The sequence below is a fragment of the Saccharopolyspora sp. ASAGF58 genome, from assembly GCF_012277335.1.
Taxonomy (GTDB): Bacteria; Actinomycetota; Actinomycetes; order Mycobacteriales; family Pseudonocardiaceae; genus Saccharopolyspora; species Saccharopolyspora hattusasensis.
Genome location: NZ_CP040605.1, coordinates 519999 through 536739, shown reverse-complemented (window position 1 = coordinate 536739; position 16741 = coordinate 519999). Strand labels below are relative to the sequence as shown.

General features: G+C 70.2%; 15 protein-coding genes. 12 read left to right on the top strand and 3 right to left on the bottom strand.

The window, feature by feature from the left end:
* The 6 genes from sufD to FDZ84_RS02200 all read left to right on the top strand — a co-directional run bounded on the left by sufD (position 1) and on the right by FDZ84_RS02200 (position 6376).
* The gene (sufD, locus tag FDZ84_RS02225; protein WP_246868738.1) at positions 1-1200 is read left to right on the top strand and encodes a Fe-S cluster assembly protein SufD; all 1200 of its coding nucleotides are present in this window, start codon (positions 1-3) and stop codon (positions 1198-1200) included.
* Between the two features lie 38 nt (positions 1201-1238).
* Positions 1239-2012, top strand: coding sequence for a Fe-S cluster assembly ATPase SufC (gene sufC, locus FDZ84_RS02220; protein WP_168584488.1), 774 nt, complete (start codon positions 1239-1241; stop codon positions 2010-2012).
* Positions 2009-3316, top strand: a complete 1308-nt coding sequence (locus FDZ84_RS02215; RefSeq protein ID WP_168584487.1) for a cysteine desulfurase — start codon at positions 2009-2011, stop codon at positions 3314-3316. Before sufC ends, FDZ84_RS02215 begins: the two co-directional genes overlap by 4 nt.
* A gap of 24 nt (positions 3317-3340) precedes the next feature.
* A complete protein-coding gene (sufU, locus tag FDZ84_RS02210) occupies positions 3341-3799 on the top strand; it encodes a Fe-S cluster assembly sulfur transfer protein SufU (protein WP_168584486.1) in 459 nt (152 codons plus the stop codon).
* A gap of 79 nt (positions 3800-3878) precedes the next feature.
* Entirely contained in the window at positions 3879-4286 is a 408-nt protein-coding gene (locus tag FDZ84_RS02205) for a metal-sulfur cluster assembly factor (protein WP_168584485.1), read from the top strand.
* Positions 4287-5023: 737 nt separating this feature from the next.
* Complete coding sequence (locus FDZ84_RS02200; RefSeq protein ID WP_168584484.1) at positions 5024-6376, top strand: HNH endonuclease signature motif containing protein; 1353 nt, start codon at positions 5024-5026, stop codon at positions 6374-6376.
* A 31-nt stretch (positions 6377-6407) separates the two neighbouring features.
* On the opposite strand, the gene FDZ84_RS02195 is transcribed toward FDZ84_RS02200, so the two are convergent.
* Complete coding sequence (locus tag FDZ84_RS02195; protein WP_168584483.1) at positions 6408-8162, bottom strand: GGDEF domain-containing protein; 1755 nt, start codon at positions 8160-8162, stop codon at positions 6408-6410.
* Positions 8163-8362: 200 nt separating this feature from the next.
* The gene (locus FDZ84_RS02190) at positions 8363-9562 is read right to left on the bottom strand and encodes a lycopene cyclase family protein (RefSeq protein WP_210435397.1); all 1200 of its coding nucleotides are present in this window, start codon (positions 9560-9562) and stop codon (positions 8363-8365) included.
* A gap of 114 nt (positions 9563-9676) precedes the next feature.
* Between FDZ84_RS02190 and FDZ84_RS02185 the strand changes: the two genes are divergently transcribed.
* From FDZ84_RS02185 to FDZ84_RS02170, 4 genes are all read left to right on the top strand, one after another.
* Positions 9677-11248 carry a deoxyguanosinetriphosphate triphosphohydrolase family protein gene (locus FDZ84_RS02185; RefSeq protein WP_168584482.1) on the top strand — a complete coding sequence of 524 codons (1572 nt, stop codon included), beginning with the start codon at positions 9677-9679 and terminating at the stop codon, positions 11246-11248.
* Positions 11249-11489: 241 nt separating this feature from the next.
* Complete coding sequence (locus tag FDZ84_RS02180) at positions 11490-13118, top strand: ABC-F family ATP-binding cassette domain-containing protein (RefSeq protein ID WP_168584481.1); 1629 nt, start codon at positions 11490-11492, stop codon at positions 13116-13118.
* 188 nt (positions 13119-13306) lie between these two features.
* On the top strand, positions 13307-13516 hold the full coding sequence (locus FDZ84_RS02175) for a helix-turn-helix domain-containing protein (RefSeq protein ID WP_010310662.1): 210 nt from the start codon (positions 13307-13309) through the stop codon (positions 13514-13516).
* Positions 13517-13581: 65 nt separating this feature from the next.
* Positions 13582-14403 (top strand): enoyl-CoA hydratase/isomerase family protein, encoded by an 822-nt coding sequence (locus FDZ84_RS02170; protein WP_168584480.1) that lies wholly within the window; start codon positions 13582-13584, stop codon positions 14401-14403.
* Between the two features lies 1 nt (position 14404).
* On the opposite strand, the gene FDZ84_RS02165 is transcribed toward FDZ84_RS02170, so the two are convergent.
* Complete coding sequence (locus FDZ84_RS02165) at positions 14405-15139, bottom strand: sugar isomerase domain-containing protein (RefSeq protein ID WP_168584479.1); 735 nt, start codon at positions 15137-15139, stop codon at positions 14405-14407.
* A 153-nt stretch (positions 15140-15292) separates the two neighbouring features.
* Between FDZ84_RS02165 and FDZ84_RS02160 the strand changes: the two genes are divergently transcribed.
* Both FDZ84_RS02160 and FDZ84_RS02155 read left to right on the top strand, forming a co-directional pair.
* Positions 15293-15919, top strand: coding sequence for a TetR/AcrR family transcriptional regulator (locus FDZ84_RS02160; protein ID WP_168584478.1), 627 nt, complete (start codon positions 15293-15295; stop codon positions 15917-15919).
* Positions 15920-15993: 74 nt separating this feature from the next.
* Positions 15994-16731, top strand: coding sequence for an Imm1 family immunity protein (locus tag FDZ84_RS02155; protein ID WP_246868737.1), 738 nt, complete (start codon positions 15994-15996; stop codon positions 16729-16731).
* Positions 16732-16741: the final 10 nt, after the last annotated feature.

The window sequence follows — 16741 nt, the reverse complement described above, 5'->3', positions numbered from 1 at the left end:
ATGAGCACCACCAAGACGGACTCGCAGCCCTTGGCTGCCCAAAACGGCCTCACCGAGCACTCGCACGGGGGCGGCACGGGCATCCCGCAGTCCTCCCGCGGGTCGCGCTTCACGTCCTACGACGTCGAGGCCTTCGAGGTGCCCGGCGGCCGCGAGGAGGACTGGCGCTTCACGCCGATGAAGCGGCTCAAGGGCCTGCACGACGGCACCGCCACCGCCACCGGCAACATCAAGGTCGAGGTCACCGGCGACGGCGCGACCGTGGAGACCGTGGGCCGCGATGACGCGCGGATCGGCAACGGGGGCATCCCGTCCGACCGCGTCGCCGCGCAGGCCTGGAGCTCCTTCACCGAGGCCACCGTCGTCACGGTCCCGAAGGACACCAAGCCCGAGGACCCGATCACCATCACGGTGCACGGCCCGGGTGCGGGCCAGGTGGCCTTCGGGCACCTGCAGGTCCGCGCAGAGCAGTTCGCCGAGGCCGTCGTGGTGATCGACTACCGCGGCTCCGGCACGCTGGGCGACAACGTCGAGTTCGTCGCCGGTGACGGCGCGCAGCTGCGCGTCGTGTCCGTGCACGACTGGGCCGACGACGCCACGCAGGTCAGCTCCGAGCACGCCTGCCTGGGCCGCGACGCGGTGTTCCGGCACCTCGCCGTCACCCTCGGCGGCGACCTGGTGCGGGTCAACACCACCATCACCTACGGCGACAAGGGCGGCGACGCCGAGCTGCTCGGCCTGTACTTCGCCGACGCCGGCCAGCACCTGGAGCACCGGATGCTGGTGGACCACGCGGTGCCGAACTGCCGCAGCAACGTGCTCTACAAGGGCGCGCTGCAGGGCGACTCGGCGCACTCGGTGTGGATCGGCGACGTGCTGATCCGGGCCGCGGCCGAGGGCACCGACACCTACGAGCTCAACCGCAACCTGGTGCTGACCGAGGGCGCGCGGGCCGACTCGGTGCCGAACCTGGAGATCGAGACCGGCGAGATCGAAGGCGCCGGGCACGCCAGCGCCACCGGCCGGTTCGACGACGAGCAGCTGTTCTACCTGCAGGCCCGGGGCATCCCGCAGGACCAGGCCCGGCGCCTGGTGGTGCGCGGATTCTTCGGCGAGCTGCTGCAGAAGATCACCGTGCCCGAGGTCCGGGAGCGGCTGGAAGCCGCGATCGAGGAAGAACTCGCCGTCGTCGGCGCCTGACTACCAGCTTTCGCACACACCAGGAGAACGAAGAAGAAATGGCCACCCTGGAGATCAAGGACCTGCACGGCTCGGTCCTCACCGAGGAAGGCGCCAAGCCGATCCTCAACGGCGTCAACCTGACCGTCGGCTCGGGCGAGATCCACGCCATCATGGGCCCCAACGGCTCCGGCAAGTCGACGCTGGCCTACGCCATCGCCGGGCACCCGAAGTACCGGATCGACTCCGGTTCGGTGCTGCTGGACGGCGAGGACGTGCTGGAGATGAGCGTCGACGAGCGGGCCCGCGCCGGTCTGTTCCTCGCCATGCAGTACCCGGTCGAGGTGCCGGGCGTGTCGATGTCGAACTTCCTGCGCACCGCGGCGACCGCGGTCCGCGGCGAGGCCCCGCAGATCCGCAAGTGGGTCAAGGAAGTCAAGCAGGCCATGTCGGACCTCGACATCGACCCGTCGTTCGCCGAGCGCAGCGTCAACGAGGGCTTCTCCGGTGGTGAGAAGAAGCGGCACGAGATTTTGCAGCTGGACCTGCTGGACCCGAAGTTCGCGATCCTCGACGAGACCGACTCCGGCCTCGACGTCGACGCGCTGCGGGTGGTTTCCGAAGGCGTCAACGCCTACCACGCCAAGGGCGGCAAGGGTGTCCTGCTGATCACCCACTACACCCGGATCCTCAAGCACATCACCCCCGACTGCGTGCACGTCTTCGCCGAAGGCAAGGTCGTAGAGTCCGGCGGTGCCGAGCTCGCCGACGAGCTGGAGGAGAAGGGCTACGTGCGCTTCACCGGCAAGAAGGAGGCAGCCGTCCAGTCATGACCGTTCAGCCTCCTCGCACCGAGGGTGCGAGCACCCCGAGCACGCCCCTGGACGTGGCGGCGATCCGGGCGGACTTCCCGATCCTGGGTCGCACGATCCGCGACGGCCGCCGCCTGGTCTACCTGGACTCCGGGGCTACCTCGCAACGCCCGCGCCAGGTGCTCGACGCGGAGCGCTCCTTCCTGGAGAACTCAAACGCGGCCGTGCACCGCGGCGCGCACCAGCTCGCCGAGGAGGCCACGGACGCGTACGAGGGCGCGCGGGACCGAATCGCCCGCTTCACCGGGGTCGACGCCGACGAGGTGGTGTTCACCAAGAACGCCACCGAGGGCATCAACCTGGTCGCCTACGCCATGAGCAACGCCGCCACGTCCGGGGCGGAGGCCGGGCGCTTCCGCCTCGGGCCGGGCGACGAGGTCGTGGTGACCGAGATGGAGCACCACGCGAACCTGGTCCCGTGGCAGCAGTTGTGCGAACGCACCGGCGCCACGCTGCGCTGGTTCGGGGTCACCGACGAGGGCCGCCTCGATCTGTCCGATGTGGACGGTTTGATCACCGAGCGGGCCAAGGTGGTGGCCTTCACCCACCAGTCCAACGTGCTGGGCACGGTGAACCCGACGGAGCAGCTGGTCTCCCGGGCGCACCAGGTCGGTGCGCTGGTGGTGCTGGACGCCTGCCAGTCGGTGCCGCACGCTCCGGTGGACTTCAAGGCGCTGGGCGTGGACTTCGCGGTGTTCTCCGGGCACAAGATGCTCGGCCCCTCCGGGGTCGGCGTGCTCTACGGGCGCCGCGAACTGCTGGCCGCGATGCCGCCTTTCATCAGCGGCGGCTCGATGATCGAACTCGTGCACATGGAACGCTCCACGTTCGCCGCGCCGCCGCAGCGGTTCGAGGCGGGCGTGCCGATGACGTCGCAGGTCGTGGGCCTGGGCGCGGCCGTCGACTACCTGACGGCGATCGGCATGGACCGCGTCGCCGGGCACGAGCGGCAGCTCACCGAGTTCGCGCTGCGGGAGCTGTCGACGATCGACGGGGTGCGCATCATCGGGCCCACCAGCACCGAGCACCGCGGCGGCGCTGTGTCGTTCGTGATCGACGGCGTGCACCCGCACGACGCCGGTCAGGTGCTGGACGACCAGGGCGTCGAGGTCCGCGTCGGACACCACTGCGCATGGCCGCTGCACCGCCGGATGGGAATCCCGGCGACCGTGCGGGCGTCGTTCTACTTGTACAACGAACTGGACGAGGTCAAGGCGTTGGTGGACGCGGTGCGCGAGGCGCAGCGCTTCTTCGGGGTGGCTTGATCGGGGACTGCAGGAGAACTCTTCATGCAGCTTGAGCAGATGTACCAGGAGATCATCCTGGACCACTACCGCAAACCGCACCGCCACGGCCTGCGGGAACCCTTCGACGCCGAGTCGTTCCAGGTGAACCCCACCTGCGGCGACGAGGTCATCCTGCGGGTGCGGTTGGCGGGCACGGACACCGACGCGATCGTCGACGACGTCTCCTACGCGGGGCAGGGCTGTTCGATCAGCCAGGCCTCCGTGTCGGTGCTCACCGACCTGGTCGTCGGCAAGCCGCTGCGGGAGGCGCTGACCACCGAGGCCGCGTTCAGCGAGCTGATGCACGGCCGCGGCAAAGTCGAACCGGACGAGGACGTGCTGGAGGACGGCGTCGCGTTCGCGGGAGTGGCGAAGTACCCGATGCGCGTGAAGTGTGCGCTGCTGGGTTGGATGGCTTTCAAGGACGCGGTATCGCGCGTAGTTGTCGAGGAAGCGTCATGAGTTTCCTCGAAAATCTCTTCCGCGCTCGTGTGAGCCGAGCGGGTGCGGGTGTGCCGCAAGACACTGTCGAGGAGGCGTCATGATCGACGAAGCCCCGGTTCAGGAAACTGACGTGGCCCGCAGCGCCGAGGCGCTGCCCGAGCAAGCCGCGCCGGCCGCCGAGGTGGCGGCGCTGGAGGACGTCGAGGAAGCCCTCCGCGACGTCGTCGACCCCGAGCTGGGGATCAACGTCGTCGACCTCGGGCTGGTCTATGACATCCGGGTCGAGCAGGACAACAGCGCCACCGTGGACATGACGTTGACCTCGGCGGCTTGCCCGTTGACCGACGTCATCGAGGACCAGGCACGGGCCGCGTTGACGACCGGGCCCGGTGGTGGGTTGGTCAACGACTTCCGGATCAACTGGGTGTGGATGCCGCCTTGGGGGCCGGAGAAGATCACCGAGGAAGGGCGCGAGCAGCTGCGGGCTCTCGGGTTCACCGTTTGAGGCTTGGTTTTTTGGGGAGGGCACCCAGGTTTCCCGGGTGCCTTTTCTTTTGGGGGGCTGGGGCGGCGCCGGGGCGCCGGGGCGCCTTGGGCCTTGTGTCGTGGCTTGGTGAGCTGGTTGGGCTTGGTGGCTTGGTGGCTTGGTGGGGCTGATTGGGCTGATTGGGCTTGGTGGGGGTTGGGCAGCTGGTTTGGCAAGCTTTTGGGCCGGTGTTGGGGTTCGCTGGGCTTTTGGGGCTTGGTTCGGGGTTGCGGCCTTTGGGGGTTCTGTTGTGGGTGGCCATCCCCGTGTCGGTGGAGTGTGGGGGCTGCGGGCCGGAGGTCAAGCCCGGCCTTCGGCCGCCCCTTCGGGGGTGAACGGCTTGACATCCGTCCCGCAGCCCCTGTTTCGGCTTTGTGTCACGGGGATGGCCAGGAGCGGTCTGGCGGGGTGAGGCTTTGCGTTGCGGGGTGGCGGAGTACCGGGGGTGGGAGTGGTGGTGATCGCTGCATTCCGAGGTGGCCCGTGCGCGTTTTTCGTTGCTATAGCGCATGAAATCGCTCACGAGGCTCTTGCTGGTGGTGTGGTGGTGGGTGGGTGTCGCCTTCGGCGTGCCCTGGTTTTCGGTGCTGTGTCGTGGTTTCCGGTGTTTTCGCTTCCTCGGCTTGGGTTTTTGGGTTTCTGGTCGGGTGTTTCACCTGATCAAGCGATCATAAAAGGCGTGCGAACTGGTGTGCTAATGCGGGAGAATACTTGGTATGACACCGCTGTTGAACACCCAGGATCCGGCCGTCGGCACCGCTGGTGCCCGGTCGGCGGTGTCGTGCACGGATGCCGAACTCGCCGCCCGTATCCGTGAACTGGAGGAGGGGATGCGGGTGTTGATGATGGAGCAGTTGCAGTGCATCGCCGAAGCCGACCACCGGGGTGTGTATGCCGAGTTGGGGTTCCGGTCGGCGCAGGTGTGGTTGCAGGGGCTGCTCAACATCGATGCGCGTGATGCGCAAACCCGCGTCAAGGTCGCCCGCAATGTTGAAGACCGGCAGAGCTTGTATGGCGAGGTCATGCCCGCCGACCTACCCGAGACCGCCGCGGCACTGGCAGAGGGTGCGATCGGGTTGGAGCACGCGCGGGTGATCGTGGACGGGGTCCGTCGCCTGCCGGAGTATGCCCGCTGCCACCAGATCGGTGAGGTCGAATCGACCCTCGTCGGGTATGCGCGGATGATGACGCCTCGTGAGCTGGAGAAACTCGCCGAGCGCATCCGCTATCTGCTGGACCAGGACGGCGCCTACGACGACGAGGAAGACCAGCACAAGTCACGGGAGCTGCACTACACGGTTGCCCGGGACGGGATGACGGTCATCAAAGCCCGCCTCGACCGCGAGGCCGGCGCGAAGTTCACAGCGCTGATGCAGCCCCTGGCCGCTCCCCGTCCGGAGGTGGAGGGGGAGAAGGACCCGCGCACGGTGGGGCAGCGCAACGCCGACGGGTTCGCCGCGATCCTGGACCTGGCGCTGGATCATGACGGGGTTCCACGCACGGGTGGGCAGCGCCCGCACCTGACCATCTCCATCGATTTCGAGGATTTGAAGAAGGGGATCGGGTTCGTCGCCGCCGAGACCGGTATGCCCGGGACCCTCAACACCGAACGGACCATCACCGCCGAGAACGCCCGACGGATCGCCTGCGATGCCGAGGTGTTGCCGATGGTCCCCGACGGGGACGGGCTCCCGCTGGACGTGGGCCGGGCGAAGCGGACCGCGCCCGCCCAGATCCGCGCGGCGTTGCTGCAGCGGGACGGGGTGTGCGCGTTCCCGGGGTGCGACCGGCCGCCGGGAACCCCGGAAGCACACCACCTCGCCCACTGGGCCGACGGTGGAACCACCGAGCTGAGCAACATGGTGATGCTCTGCGGTCACCACCACCGGACCCTGCACAACCAGCGATGGGAAATCACCATGCGCGGTGGGCGACCCGCGTTCATCCCACCACCCACAGTGGACCCCAAACGAACACCACGACCAGGCGGCAGGGCACTACCCACCCAACACCGCGAATACCTCCGGGACCTCATCCCCACCCAGCGAGGCTCGGCGGGCGAACCATGACGGCCTGGTACGGGCGGTCGACCAGCGGCAATTACCAGGCTGGGCCCGGCAGTTCCGGGTCGTGCGTCGGGAAAACCGGCGGCACCTCCGGTTGCTCGCCGCGGAGCACCTCGATGCGGTCCGAGCCCGGCCGCGACATGACCCAGCTCGAACCGGTCAGCGACTTGGCGCGCTGCTTCAGCGGCGCGAGTTTGCTGGAGACCTCGTCGTAGGAGTCGACCGTTGTCGGCGTGCACACCAGTGTTGCCAGCGACAGGCTCACGGCGAGGTGATCCGCCGAACGCGGCGGGTCGAGCACCAGCTCGGCCAGCGGCACCAGGTCGTCGAGGTCGGCCACCAGCAGGAAGTCGTCGCCGCCGACGTGGCCGACCTGCACCGAGCTCAGCGCCGTCGCCGTGTCGGTGAGGCTGCGTCCGATCGCGCGGATCAGGTCGTCGCCGGCGGAGAACCCGGCCGTGTCGTTGACCCTCTTGAAGCTGTCGATGTCCAGCCAGCTCACCGCGAAGATCTCGCCGGCGGCGATCCGGCGGGCCACGTCGCGGGCTATCGCCTCGCTGCCCGGCAGGCGGGTCAGCGGGTTCAGCGCCGCCGCCTCCTCCACCTTCAGCTCCGCCATGCCGCGGATCAGGTCGCCGGCCCGCACCGCGCCCAGGCAGCGGCCGGACTCGTCCACCACGACCGCGTCGTCGTACATCCGGTACTGGTCCGAGCGGGTCACCAGGCTCAGCGCTTCCATCGCCGTCGTCGCCGTGTTGACCACCCGCGGCTCATCGGCCAGCCTCGACGCGGGGCGCTTGGCGTGCAGCGCGTGCCCGTACGGGCCGGTCACCGCCAGCAGGAACCGGTTGCGGTCGATGGTCCACGCCGGCCGGTTCTCGTGGTCGACCAACACGACGCCGCTGATCTCCGGGTGATCGGCCAGCACGCTGCGCACCTTGTCCGCCGTCGCGTCGATCGGCAGCATCGTCGCCGGGGACAGGAACTCCGTCACCCGGGGACCCGTGGCGAGCGTGCTGATCGATGGGCCGTGCGGGTCGGTCACCTCAGCCGCCACACCTGGCACGCTGCTCGCCGTCGGAGGCCGGCGGGCCACCGGGGCGAGCAGGTTCCCCTGCACCAGGCGGATTCCGTTGCGGCGCAGCGCGGTCAGCTGGCGCTCGTTCTCCACGCCCTCGGCAACCAGTTGGCTCTCGGTCGACTCGCACAGGTGGCGGACCGCCTCCACCACCGCGACCCGGGCCGGCCTGTCCGGCAGCCCGGCGACCACGGCGCGGTCCAGCTTCACCATCGCGGGCCCGATGTCGGCGATCAGGGTCAGCGGCACATCACCTTCGCCCACGCCGTCGAGGGCGACCTGGAAACCGTCGCCGCGCAACTTGTCCACCCCGGCGAGGAGCTGGTCGGGGTCCAGCCTGGTGAACGGCGGGCCGATCTCCAGCGTCACCTCCTGCTCGCGGCGGCCGATCTCGCGGAGCTTCTCGCGCACCGCGTCGAGCCGGGTGAGGTCGTGGATGACCGTGCCGCCGAAGATGTTCAGGTGCAGGGGGAGTAGCGACTCGTGCTCCGCCATCGAGGTCAGCGCGGCGGTCGCCAGTGACACGTCCAGCTCGGTCAGCCGCCGCTGCCGGGCCGCCTCCCGGAACAGGTCCTGGACGTGCGCGCGCGTCGGCCGGGCCAACGCCTCGACCGCGACGATGGCACCGGTCTTGATGTTGATCAACGGCTGGAACGCGAAGCGCACTTCGTCAACCAACGCGAGCACGGAGTCGATCTTGCCCGGACTCATGCCGCTCCATCGACGGTGTTCACGACCTGTTCACCGACATCTCAGTTCCTCATCCTCGGCGGAGGACCGCCGCTCTCACCGGAGCCCAACCTAGCTCGACCGACCGGGGCGGGACATCGCCTTGTGGGCGGGCCTGTGTCCAGTGACACAGCGAAACGGAAGCGTTCCGTTACGATCTGCAGGGTTTGTCGGTTCTGGTGTCAATCGCCGCCGAGGCCGTGCCGGGCCGGCGGGTGCCCCACCGAGAGACCGCCGAGCACCAGCCGCCGCCGGATCCGCCACGGCGCGTTGCGGAACAGCGCTGACATCGCGGCCGCCGTCCCGGCCGGGCTGCCTTCCGGGGCCAGGAACGCCGTCCGGTGCGGCTCGTTCAGCCGGAAGAACGCCTCGAAGAACTCCGGCACCAGGTCCGGGGGCAGGGAAAGCAGGGCGTGCAGCGCCCGGTGCCGCAGCACGTGCGCGGCCACCGCGCTCGGTGGCCACTGGATCGACCAGCTCGCCCGGGCCGCGGCCGCCGGGCCGGACGGGAGCGCGGCGCTGATCGCCGCCGCCAGCCACGGCGCGCGTTGCAGGGACGCCGCCACGCTGAAACCGGTCGCCGGGTGCATGAAGCCCGCCGCCGCGCCGAAGGGGATCACCCGGCCAGGCCGGGGCAACGGGTCGTCCACCGGGAACCGCACCCGCTCCTCGTCGATCCGCCCCTGCGCATCCACCCCGGCCGCGGCGAACCGCCCGGCCAGCCTCCGGCGCAGCAACGCCAGCGGCAGCGCCGGGCGGCGCGCCAGCGAGGTCTCCTCGAGCAGCACCCGGTTCGGCCCGAGGTGGATCGCGTAGAGGAACGTGGGCCAGCCGCCGCGGGTTTGCGGAGCCTGCCGCCAGTCCATGAACACACCCGCATCCGGGTCGCAGAAGGGCTCCGCCGTTGCGGCGTCGACCACCCAGCCCACCGCGGACTGCTGGGCCGCGGTGTGCGGCGGGCGACCGCCGGAGAGGGACCGTGCGGCGCCGGTCGCGTCGACCACGACGGCCGCCGCGATTCGCCGACCGTCCTTCAGCACCACGGTCGAACCGGTCGGCCCGTGTTCGGCGGCCGTCGCGCGCCCCGTCACCTCGACGACGTCGGCGCGCCAGAAATGCTTCCACAACGCCGTGTTGTCCAGCACCGCGTACGGCCGCTGCCATTCGTGCCGGTCGGTGCCGTGCACCGCCATGCGCGGCATCACCGACGCCAGTGCCGCCGACGGCACCGACGGGGGCAGTTCGTCGCGCCAGGTCCCGTAGGTGTGTGGCCAGACGCGACGCGGGGCCGGGTCGACCAGCGTCACCTGCAGGCCCGTATCGCTGCAGGCGGCCGCCGCCGCACGACCCGCCGGTCCGCCGCCCACCACAACGACATCCACTGCAGCATCAGATCACGTCGGACGCGGGGTCCGCTGCCAGGGCGGCGGGTGTCTGAGGTCCCGCTACCCGCGCCGCTACGCAAGCCACCTGCGTGCACCCATTAACGTGAGGCCATGCAGGATGTGCAGACAACCCGGACCGGGCGGCGCAGCGGACGCTCCGGAGTTCGTAACGGCCCTGGTGATCTCGCCGCGAGCCCGTTCCGCGCGGACCGCGACCGGGTGTCCAGCTCCGCGTTCTTCGCCCGCCTCGGCGGCGTGACGCAGGTCGTCAGCCCCAGCGGTTCCGGGCTGCTGCTGCACAACCGGCTGACCCACAGCCTCAAGGTCGCGCAGGTCGCGCGGGCGATCGCCGAGCGGCTGGTGGCCGACCCGGACAACGTGGCGCGGCTGGACCGCCTCGGCGGCTGCGACCTGGACGTGGTCGAGGCCGCCGGGCTCGGCCACGACCTCGGCCACCCGCCGTTCGGGCACCTCGGCGAGAGCGTGCTGGACCGGCTGGCCCGCCAGCGGTTCTCGTTGCCGGACGGGTTCGAGGGCAATGCCCAGACCTACCGCGTCGTCACCCGCATCGACGTGCGCGGCGTCGGGGTCGACGGTCTGGACCTGACCGCGGCGGTGCGGGCCGCGCTGCTGAAGTACCCGTGGACGCGGCTGTCCCGCCCGCAACCGCATCCCCGGCACCTGGCTTCGCCACCGCGCGGCGCGTCCGAACCGGAGGACCAGCCGGGCACCGGGTCGGCCAAGTTCTCCTGCTACAGCACCGAACTCGCCGACATGATCGACGCCCGCGCGGCTTTCCGCGGGCGGCTCGAGGACTGGCAGCAGACCGTCGAGGCGTCGATCATGGACACCGCCGACGACATCGCCTACGCGATCCACGACTTGGAAGATTTCCACCGTGTCGGGATCCTGCAGCACACCAGCGTCTCGCACGAGCTGACCGAGTGGCTCGGGCACGCCGTGGAGTTCGCCAGCCGCTCCGACGCCGGCCTGGCCGGCGACGGCATGCGCCCCGGCTGCTCGCTGGAGCGGCTGCGCCGCCGGCTGCACGCCAAGGACGGCTGGATCGCCGACGACGAGGCGTTCGTCAGCGCGGTCAAGAAGGTCGTCGCGAACCTCGTCAACAAGCTGCTGGAGGTGCCCTTCGACCGCTCCCAGCTCGCCGAGCAGTCCATCGCGGCCTTCTCGGGGGAGTGGACCCAGCGCCTGGTGGAGGGCATCCAGGTCGAGGCGCACCCGAACACGCGGTCCGGGCACGTCGCGCTGGCGGTCGAGCAGTGGCACGAGGTGCAGGTGTTGAAGTTCGTGCACCGCCGGTTCGTGCTGCAGCGCCCCGACCTCGCGCTGCACCAGCGCGGCCAGGACCGGCTGCTGAGCAAGCTCGTCGAGGCGCTGGACAACTGGCTGATCGACCGCAGCGAGGCCGCCCGGCTGCCGCACCGGCTGCGCGACCTGTTCGACCGGGCCCGCGCCGAGTTCGCGCAGTTGCTCGGCGACGACCCGGAGCTGCTGTTGGTGCCGGGCGCCGCGGAGCCGGCCGACGCCGAGCGCCTGGAGCGGATGGCGCGCGGCCGGGCCGTGATCGATTTCGTCGCCTCGCTGACCGATGACCAGTCGGCCGCGCTGCTGGAGGCCCTGTCGGGCCGGACCACCCAGTTGTGGAGCGACACGTTCGTGCTGTGACGGGGGCTGTTCGGGTGTGACCGATGTGATGCGGTCTGCGATCAGATCGGTGGACACCGCCCGATACAATGTGTTCGTGGTTAGCAAGCGTTTCGTGGTTCGCGTTCCCCGCGCCACCCCATCGCTGGTCCGCCCGGTCGTCGTCTAGCGACCGCGCCGCTCAGCAGTGCCCACGCCCACCCGGCGCCGACCGGTGGGCGCGTTCGTGGAACCGCTTGACCACTATCCTTCGGAGCTTCCTTTGATTTCTGCCACCGGCCTGGAACTGCGCGCCGGCTCCCGCATCCTGCTCTCCGACGCGACCCTGCGCGTCCAGCCCGGCGACCGGATCGGCCTGGTCGGCCGCAACGGCGCGGGCAAGACCACCACGCTGCGCGTGCTCGCCGGCGAGGGTCAGCCCTACGCCGGCGACGTGGTCCGCCGCGGCGAGCTCGGCTACCTCCCGCAGGACCCGCGCGAGGGCGACCTCACCGTGACCGCCAAGGACCGGGTGCTGTCCGCGCGGGGCCTGGACCAGCTGATCCGCGACATGGAGAAGGCCCAGACCGCGATGGCCGAGCTGGTCGACGAGCGGGAGCGGGACAAGGCGATCGCCCGCTACGGCAGGCTCGAAGAGCGCTTCGCCGCGCGCGGCGGTTACGCCGCCGAGAGCGAGGCCGGGCGGATCTGCAGCAACCTCGGGCTGCCCGACCGGGTGCTCAACCAGCCGCTGAGCACGCTCTCCGGTGGTCAGCGCCGCCGCGTCGAGCTCGCCCGGATCCTGTTCGCCGCGTCCGAGGCCGGGCCCGGCGGCGGGTCGGCCACCACGCTGCTGCTCGACGAGCCGACGAACCACCTCGACGCCGACTCGATCAACTGGCTGCGCGACTTCCTCAAGAACCACGACGGCGGTCTGGTGGTCATCAGCCACGACGTGGATCTGCTGGCCGCCGTGGTCAACAAGGTGTGGTTCCTCGACGCCATCCGCGGCGAGGCGGACGTGTACAACATGGACTGGGACCGCTACCAGGACGCCCGTGCCGCCGACGAGAAGCGCCGCCGCCGCGAGCGCGCCAACGCCGAGAAGAAGGCGTCGGCCCTGATGGCGCAGGCCGACAAGATGCGGGCCAAGGCGACCAAGGCGGTCGCCGCCCAGAACATGGCCCGCCGGGCCGAGAAGCTGCTGGCCGAGGCGGAGACCGAGCAGGCCCAGGAGAAGGTCGCCAGGATCCGCTTCCCGGAACCGGCCGCGTGCGGGCGCACCCCGCTGACCGCCGACGGCCTGTCGAAGTCCTACGGTTCGCTGGAGATCTTCACCGGCGTGGACCTCGCCGTCGACCGCGGTGCCAAGGTCGTCGTGCTCGGCCTCAACGGTGCGGGCAAGACCACCCTGCTGCGGCTGCTGGGAGGCGTGGAGGAACCCGACGTGGGCGGGGTCGTGCCTGGTCACGGCCTGCGCATCGGGTACTTCGCGCAGGAGCACGAAACGCTGGACCACGACGCCACGGTGTGGGAGAACATCCGCAGCGCGGCACCGGACACCCCCGAGCAGCAGCTGCGCACCCTGCTCGGCGCGTTCCTGTTCCAGGGTGAGCAGTTGCAGCAACCCGCCGGCACCCTCTCCGGCGGTGAGAAGACCCGGCTCGCGCTGGCGGGCCTGGTTTCCAGCGCGGCGAATGTGCTGCTCCTGGACGAGCCGACCAACAACCTCGACCCGGCCAGCCGCGAGCAGGTGCTCGACGCGCTGCGCAGCTTCACCGGGGCGGTGGTGCTGGTCACGCACGATCCCGGCGCGGTGCAGGCCCTCGAACCGGAACGGGTCATCCTGCTGCCCGATGGAACGGAAGATCACTGGTCAGACGACTACCTGGACCTCGTCCAGCTGGCGTAACGATGGTTGCGCTCGCGGCGCGCACTACTGCGGATGGATTAGTGCGTTCCGGTGATCGCCGGGCGCACATCTCGACCATTGGCCGATCTTTTTTCCATGATCGCCTGGCGTTCCTGCGTTTCCTGTTCGATCATTGCGCTGACAGGGGTCGCGAGGCCCGACCTGCTCAGAGGGAAGGCGGGGACACCGTGGCTGAGCTGAAGAAAGGCGCGCGCATCACGGGTAGTGCGCGGGACAAGCTTGCCAGTGACCTGAGAAAGAAGTACGAGAAGGGGGCGAGCATCCGCGCTCTGGCCGAGGCAACCGGCCGGTCGTATGGGTTCGTGCACCGCGTCCTGAGCGAATCAGGCGTGCAGTTGCGGGGCCGCGGGGGCGCGACGCGCTCGAAGAAGAAGTGAGCACGGCGACCAGCGGTCGCCGGATTTCGGCATAACGCGACTCCAGCGATCTGCTCAGATCTGCAATGGAGGTCCGCTTGGCGGAGTCGATAGTGGACGTCGGCCTGTTGGATCGTGGCGGTGTGGGGCTCACGATCCACGGCCGGCGTGCCACGATCACCTTGAACCGCCCGGACAAGCTCAACGCGCAGACACCGCATACCTGGCAGGCGTTGCGGGAGATCGGGCGGTGTCTCGCCGCGGAGATCCGGGTCGTGGTGGTGCGCGGCGCGGGCCGGTCGTTTTCGGTCGGCCTTGATCGTCGGCTGTTCGGATTCGCCGACGTCGACGGGGAGCCTGGGCTGGCCGCGCTGGCCCAGCGCCCCACCGAACAGGCCGATGCCGAGGTTGCCGGCTTCCAACAGGGGTTCAGCTGGCTTCGCGAACCCGACCGGGTAACCATCGCGGCCGTGCAGGGGCACGCCATCGGCGCCGGTTTCCAGCTGGCGCTGGCGTGCGACCTGCGCGTGCTCGCCACCGATGCGCGGCTGCGCATGGCGGAGACCGGGCTGGGACTCGTGCCGGATCTTGGCGGTACGTTGCCCCTGGTCAGGACCGTCGGTTACGCAAAGGCAGTGGAGATCTGCCTGACCGGGCGAGAAATTCAGGCGGAAGAGGCCGTGCGGCTCGGTCTGGCGAACTCGGTCGTCGAGCCCGATCTGCTCGACGACGCGGTGGACCGGCTCGCCGAAGCCGTCACGCAACCGCCGGTCGGCGCGGTCCGCGAGACGCTGGCGCTGCTGGTCCAGGCCGACGAGGCCGTCGACCCGGAGCAGCAGCTCGCGGCCGAGCGCGCCGCCCAGCTGCGCCGCATCGCGGAGTTGGCCGGGCATTTCGGCGCGGAGTAGATCAGCGCAGGCCCGGCACCCGTCCCCCGTAGTGCGCGAGGTTCGCCGCGTTCGCCTCGTCGCCGCCGACCGTGTTGGAGCTGCGCCAGACCGGCAGGTCGACGCCTGCCGCCGCGGCGAGGTCGTACATCTGCACCAGCAGCATGTTCCACAGGAACGCGTTGGCCATCGAAGACAGCGGCGCCGTCACCGGTGCTGCCGCCGGGTAGCTCGCATCGCCCCCGCGCACCAGCGTGTCCAGCACGATCCCGGCTTCTTCGGCCAGCGTCGTGCCCGCGCGCTTCGGGGCTTCGGCGCTCGCCGCCGGCGAGGTGATCGCGACGACTGCCGAGCCGGCCGCGCGGGCGAGCTTGGCCAACTCCACCGGGTACGGGTTCACCCCGGAGTTGGAGAACACCACCAGCGCGTCCGTGCCGCCGCGGAAGCCGGCCCCGGTGAGCACCTCTTCGGCCAGGCCGCTGCGGCGTTCGGTCTTGGTGCTGGCCACCGCGCCGTGCAGGGGCAGCAGGTCTGGGTGGTACAGCGGCCGGACTGCGGCCAGCCCGCCGGCCCGGTAGAAGGACTCCATCACCCCGGCCAGCGAGTGGCCCGCGCCGGCGGTGAACACCAGGCCGTCCGCCTGGATGGCGGCGAAGAGCCGGTCGGCGGCGGTTCGCAGGGTCTCGGTGTTGTGCGCGCCGATCTTTCGCAGGTGTTCCAGCGTCTGCTCGGCGTGGACCAGGCCGGTTTCCGGCATGTTTGCGCTCCCGTGGCGAGGCGATCGCGGACATGAGGTCCATACCAATAACGGGGGTATCGGTCAAGGCGCGCGGCGTGCCCCTGCCCACCACTGGTGTGGTGCGCGGGATACGCTGTTGATCAGCAAGCAAGATCGGACCGCGGGGGATGCATGCCGCAACGAGGCAACCGCCGGGAACTGCTCGCCGACGCCGCCATCGAGGTGCTGGCGCGCGAAGGAGGCCGCGGGCTCACGCACCGCGCCATCGACCGCGAGGCCGAGGTTCCAGAGGGCACCACCAAGAACTACTACCCGACGCGCAGCGCGGTGTTCCTGGCCGTCGCGCGTTATCTCGCCGCCCAGCACACCGCTGCGCTGCGCGAGCTGCGCAGCCAGATTCCCGCGGACGTCACCGGCGCGGAGATCGCCGCGCTGTACGCGGCGATGCTGCGGCGGATGTCCACGAGCGCGAGGTCGCAGTTCCTGGCGCTGTTCGAGCTGCACCTGGAAGCGGTGCGCAACCCCGAGGTGCGGGAGGCGCTCGGCGACATCACCGAGGCCAATGTGGACACCGCGGTGCAGTTGCACGCCGCGGTGGGGCGCCAGATGAGCCGCCGCGGCGCGGGATTGCTGGACGCGGGCATGCTCGGCGTGGCGCTGTCGGTGCTCAGCCTGCCCGACGACCTGGTCGAGGAGTTCGGGCTCGACGACGCGGACGGACTGGCGCGGGCGTTATTGTCGCTGGGCTCGGGTCGGGACGAACCGACGCTCGGGGTGCTGCGGGACTGCGCCGGCTGAGCGAGGGCGGTCGGCCACCCGGTGGCGCTGCGATACCGCTGGATGACGCACGGTAGCCTCTGGAAGGGTCGGCCATGATCGAAGTGGATGCGGGGAGCATGTCGAATCCAGCGCAAGACGAGCCCGGCCCGCTCGAACCTCCTGCGGTCGTGTTCGCCCGCCTCACCGACGTCCCGGTGGACGCCCTGGACAAGCTGATCGAGGCGACGCACGAGGTCTACGACGACCTCAACAAGGTGCTCGGCCACCCCTACTGGGGAGACCTGGTGTTCCACCAGGGCGCGGCGATCAAGGCGCTGAAGGAGGCGCGGATCTGCCTGGAAGGCCTGCGCGCCGAGGCGATCGGGGCCCGCAACACCGAACTGGGGATCACGGTCGCGACCGCGGTCGCCGACGGCGAGCGGTACTACGCACAGACCGAGGACGACAAGGCCGAGCTGGTGGACAAGGTGCTGCGGCCGCAGCGGCCCGGCGCCGGCCACCTCTACGTGTGGGACCGCCCGCACGAGGATCCCGAGGCGGCCGGGCCGTACCAGCAGATCCGGATCGTCACCGACGTGGCGGCCGAGGTCGGCGTCCTGAACTTCACCGCGGAGTCCGAGGACGGCGAACTCCAGTCCTGGCACACGCTCAACCCGGCGCCGTCGGCGGAGGCGCCGGCGCTGCCGTTCGACGCGGGCAGCACGCTGAAGTTCCCGCGCGACGCCGTCCTGCCGTTCCGAGATCTCCGCGCCGCACTGGACGAATTCACCCGAACCGGTCGGCGGCCGGAGGCCGTGCACTGGCAGACCGCGCGCTGGGGAGACCTGTAGAAGAACCAGT

Excerpts from the sequence above, each read along its gene's own strand:
- sufD (WP_246868738.1), top strand. The coding sequence starts at position 1 with ATGAGCACCACCAAGACGGACTCGCAGCCCTTGGCTGCCCAAAACGGC.
- sufC (WP_168584488.1), top strand. The coding sequence starts at position 1,239 with ATGGCCACCCTGGAGATCAAGGACCTGCACGGCTCGGTCCTCACCGAG.
- FDZ84_RS02215 (WP_168584487.1), top strand. The coding sequence starts at position 2,009 with ATGACCGTTCAGCCTCCTCGCACCGAGGGTGCGAGCACCCCGAGCACG.
- sufU (WP_168584486.1), top strand. The coding sequence starts at position 3,341 with ATGCAGCTTGAGCAGATGTACCAGGAGATCATCCTGGACCACTACCGC.
- FDZ84_RS02205 (WP_168584485.1), top strand. The coding sequence starts at position 3,879 with ATGATCGACGAAGCCCCGGTTCAGGAAACTGACGTGGCCCGCAGCGCC.
- FDZ84_RS02200 (WP_168584484.1), top strand. The coding sequence starts at position 5,024 with ATGACACCGCTGTTGAACACCCAGGATCCGGCCGTCGGCACCGCTGGT.
- FDZ84_RS02195 (WP_168584483.1), bottom strand. The coding sequence starts at position 8,162 with ATGAGTCCGGGCAAGATCGACTCCGTGCTCGCGTTGGTTGACGAAGTG.
- FDZ84_RS02185 (WP_168584482.1), top strand. The coding sequence starts at position 9,677 with ATGCAGGATGTGCAGACAACCCGGACCGGGCGGCGCAGCGGACGCTCC.
- FDZ84_RS02170 (WP_168584480.1), top strand. The coding sequence starts at position 13,582 with ATGGAGGTCCGCTTGGCGGAGTCGATAGTGGACGTCGGCCTGTTGGAT.
- FDZ84_RS02165 (WP_168584479.1), bottom strand. The coding sequence starts at position 15,139 with ATGCCGGAAACCGGCCTGGTCCACGCCGAGCAGACGCTGGAACACCTG.
- FDZ84_RS02160 (WP_168584478.1), top strand. The coding sequence starts at position 15,293 with ATGCCGCAACGAGGCAACCGCCGGGAACTGCTCGCCGACGCCGCCATC.
- FDZ84_RS02155 (WP_246868737.1), top strand. The coding sequence starts at position 15,994 with ATGATCGAAGTGGATGCGGGGAGCATGTCGAATCCAGCGCAAGACGAG.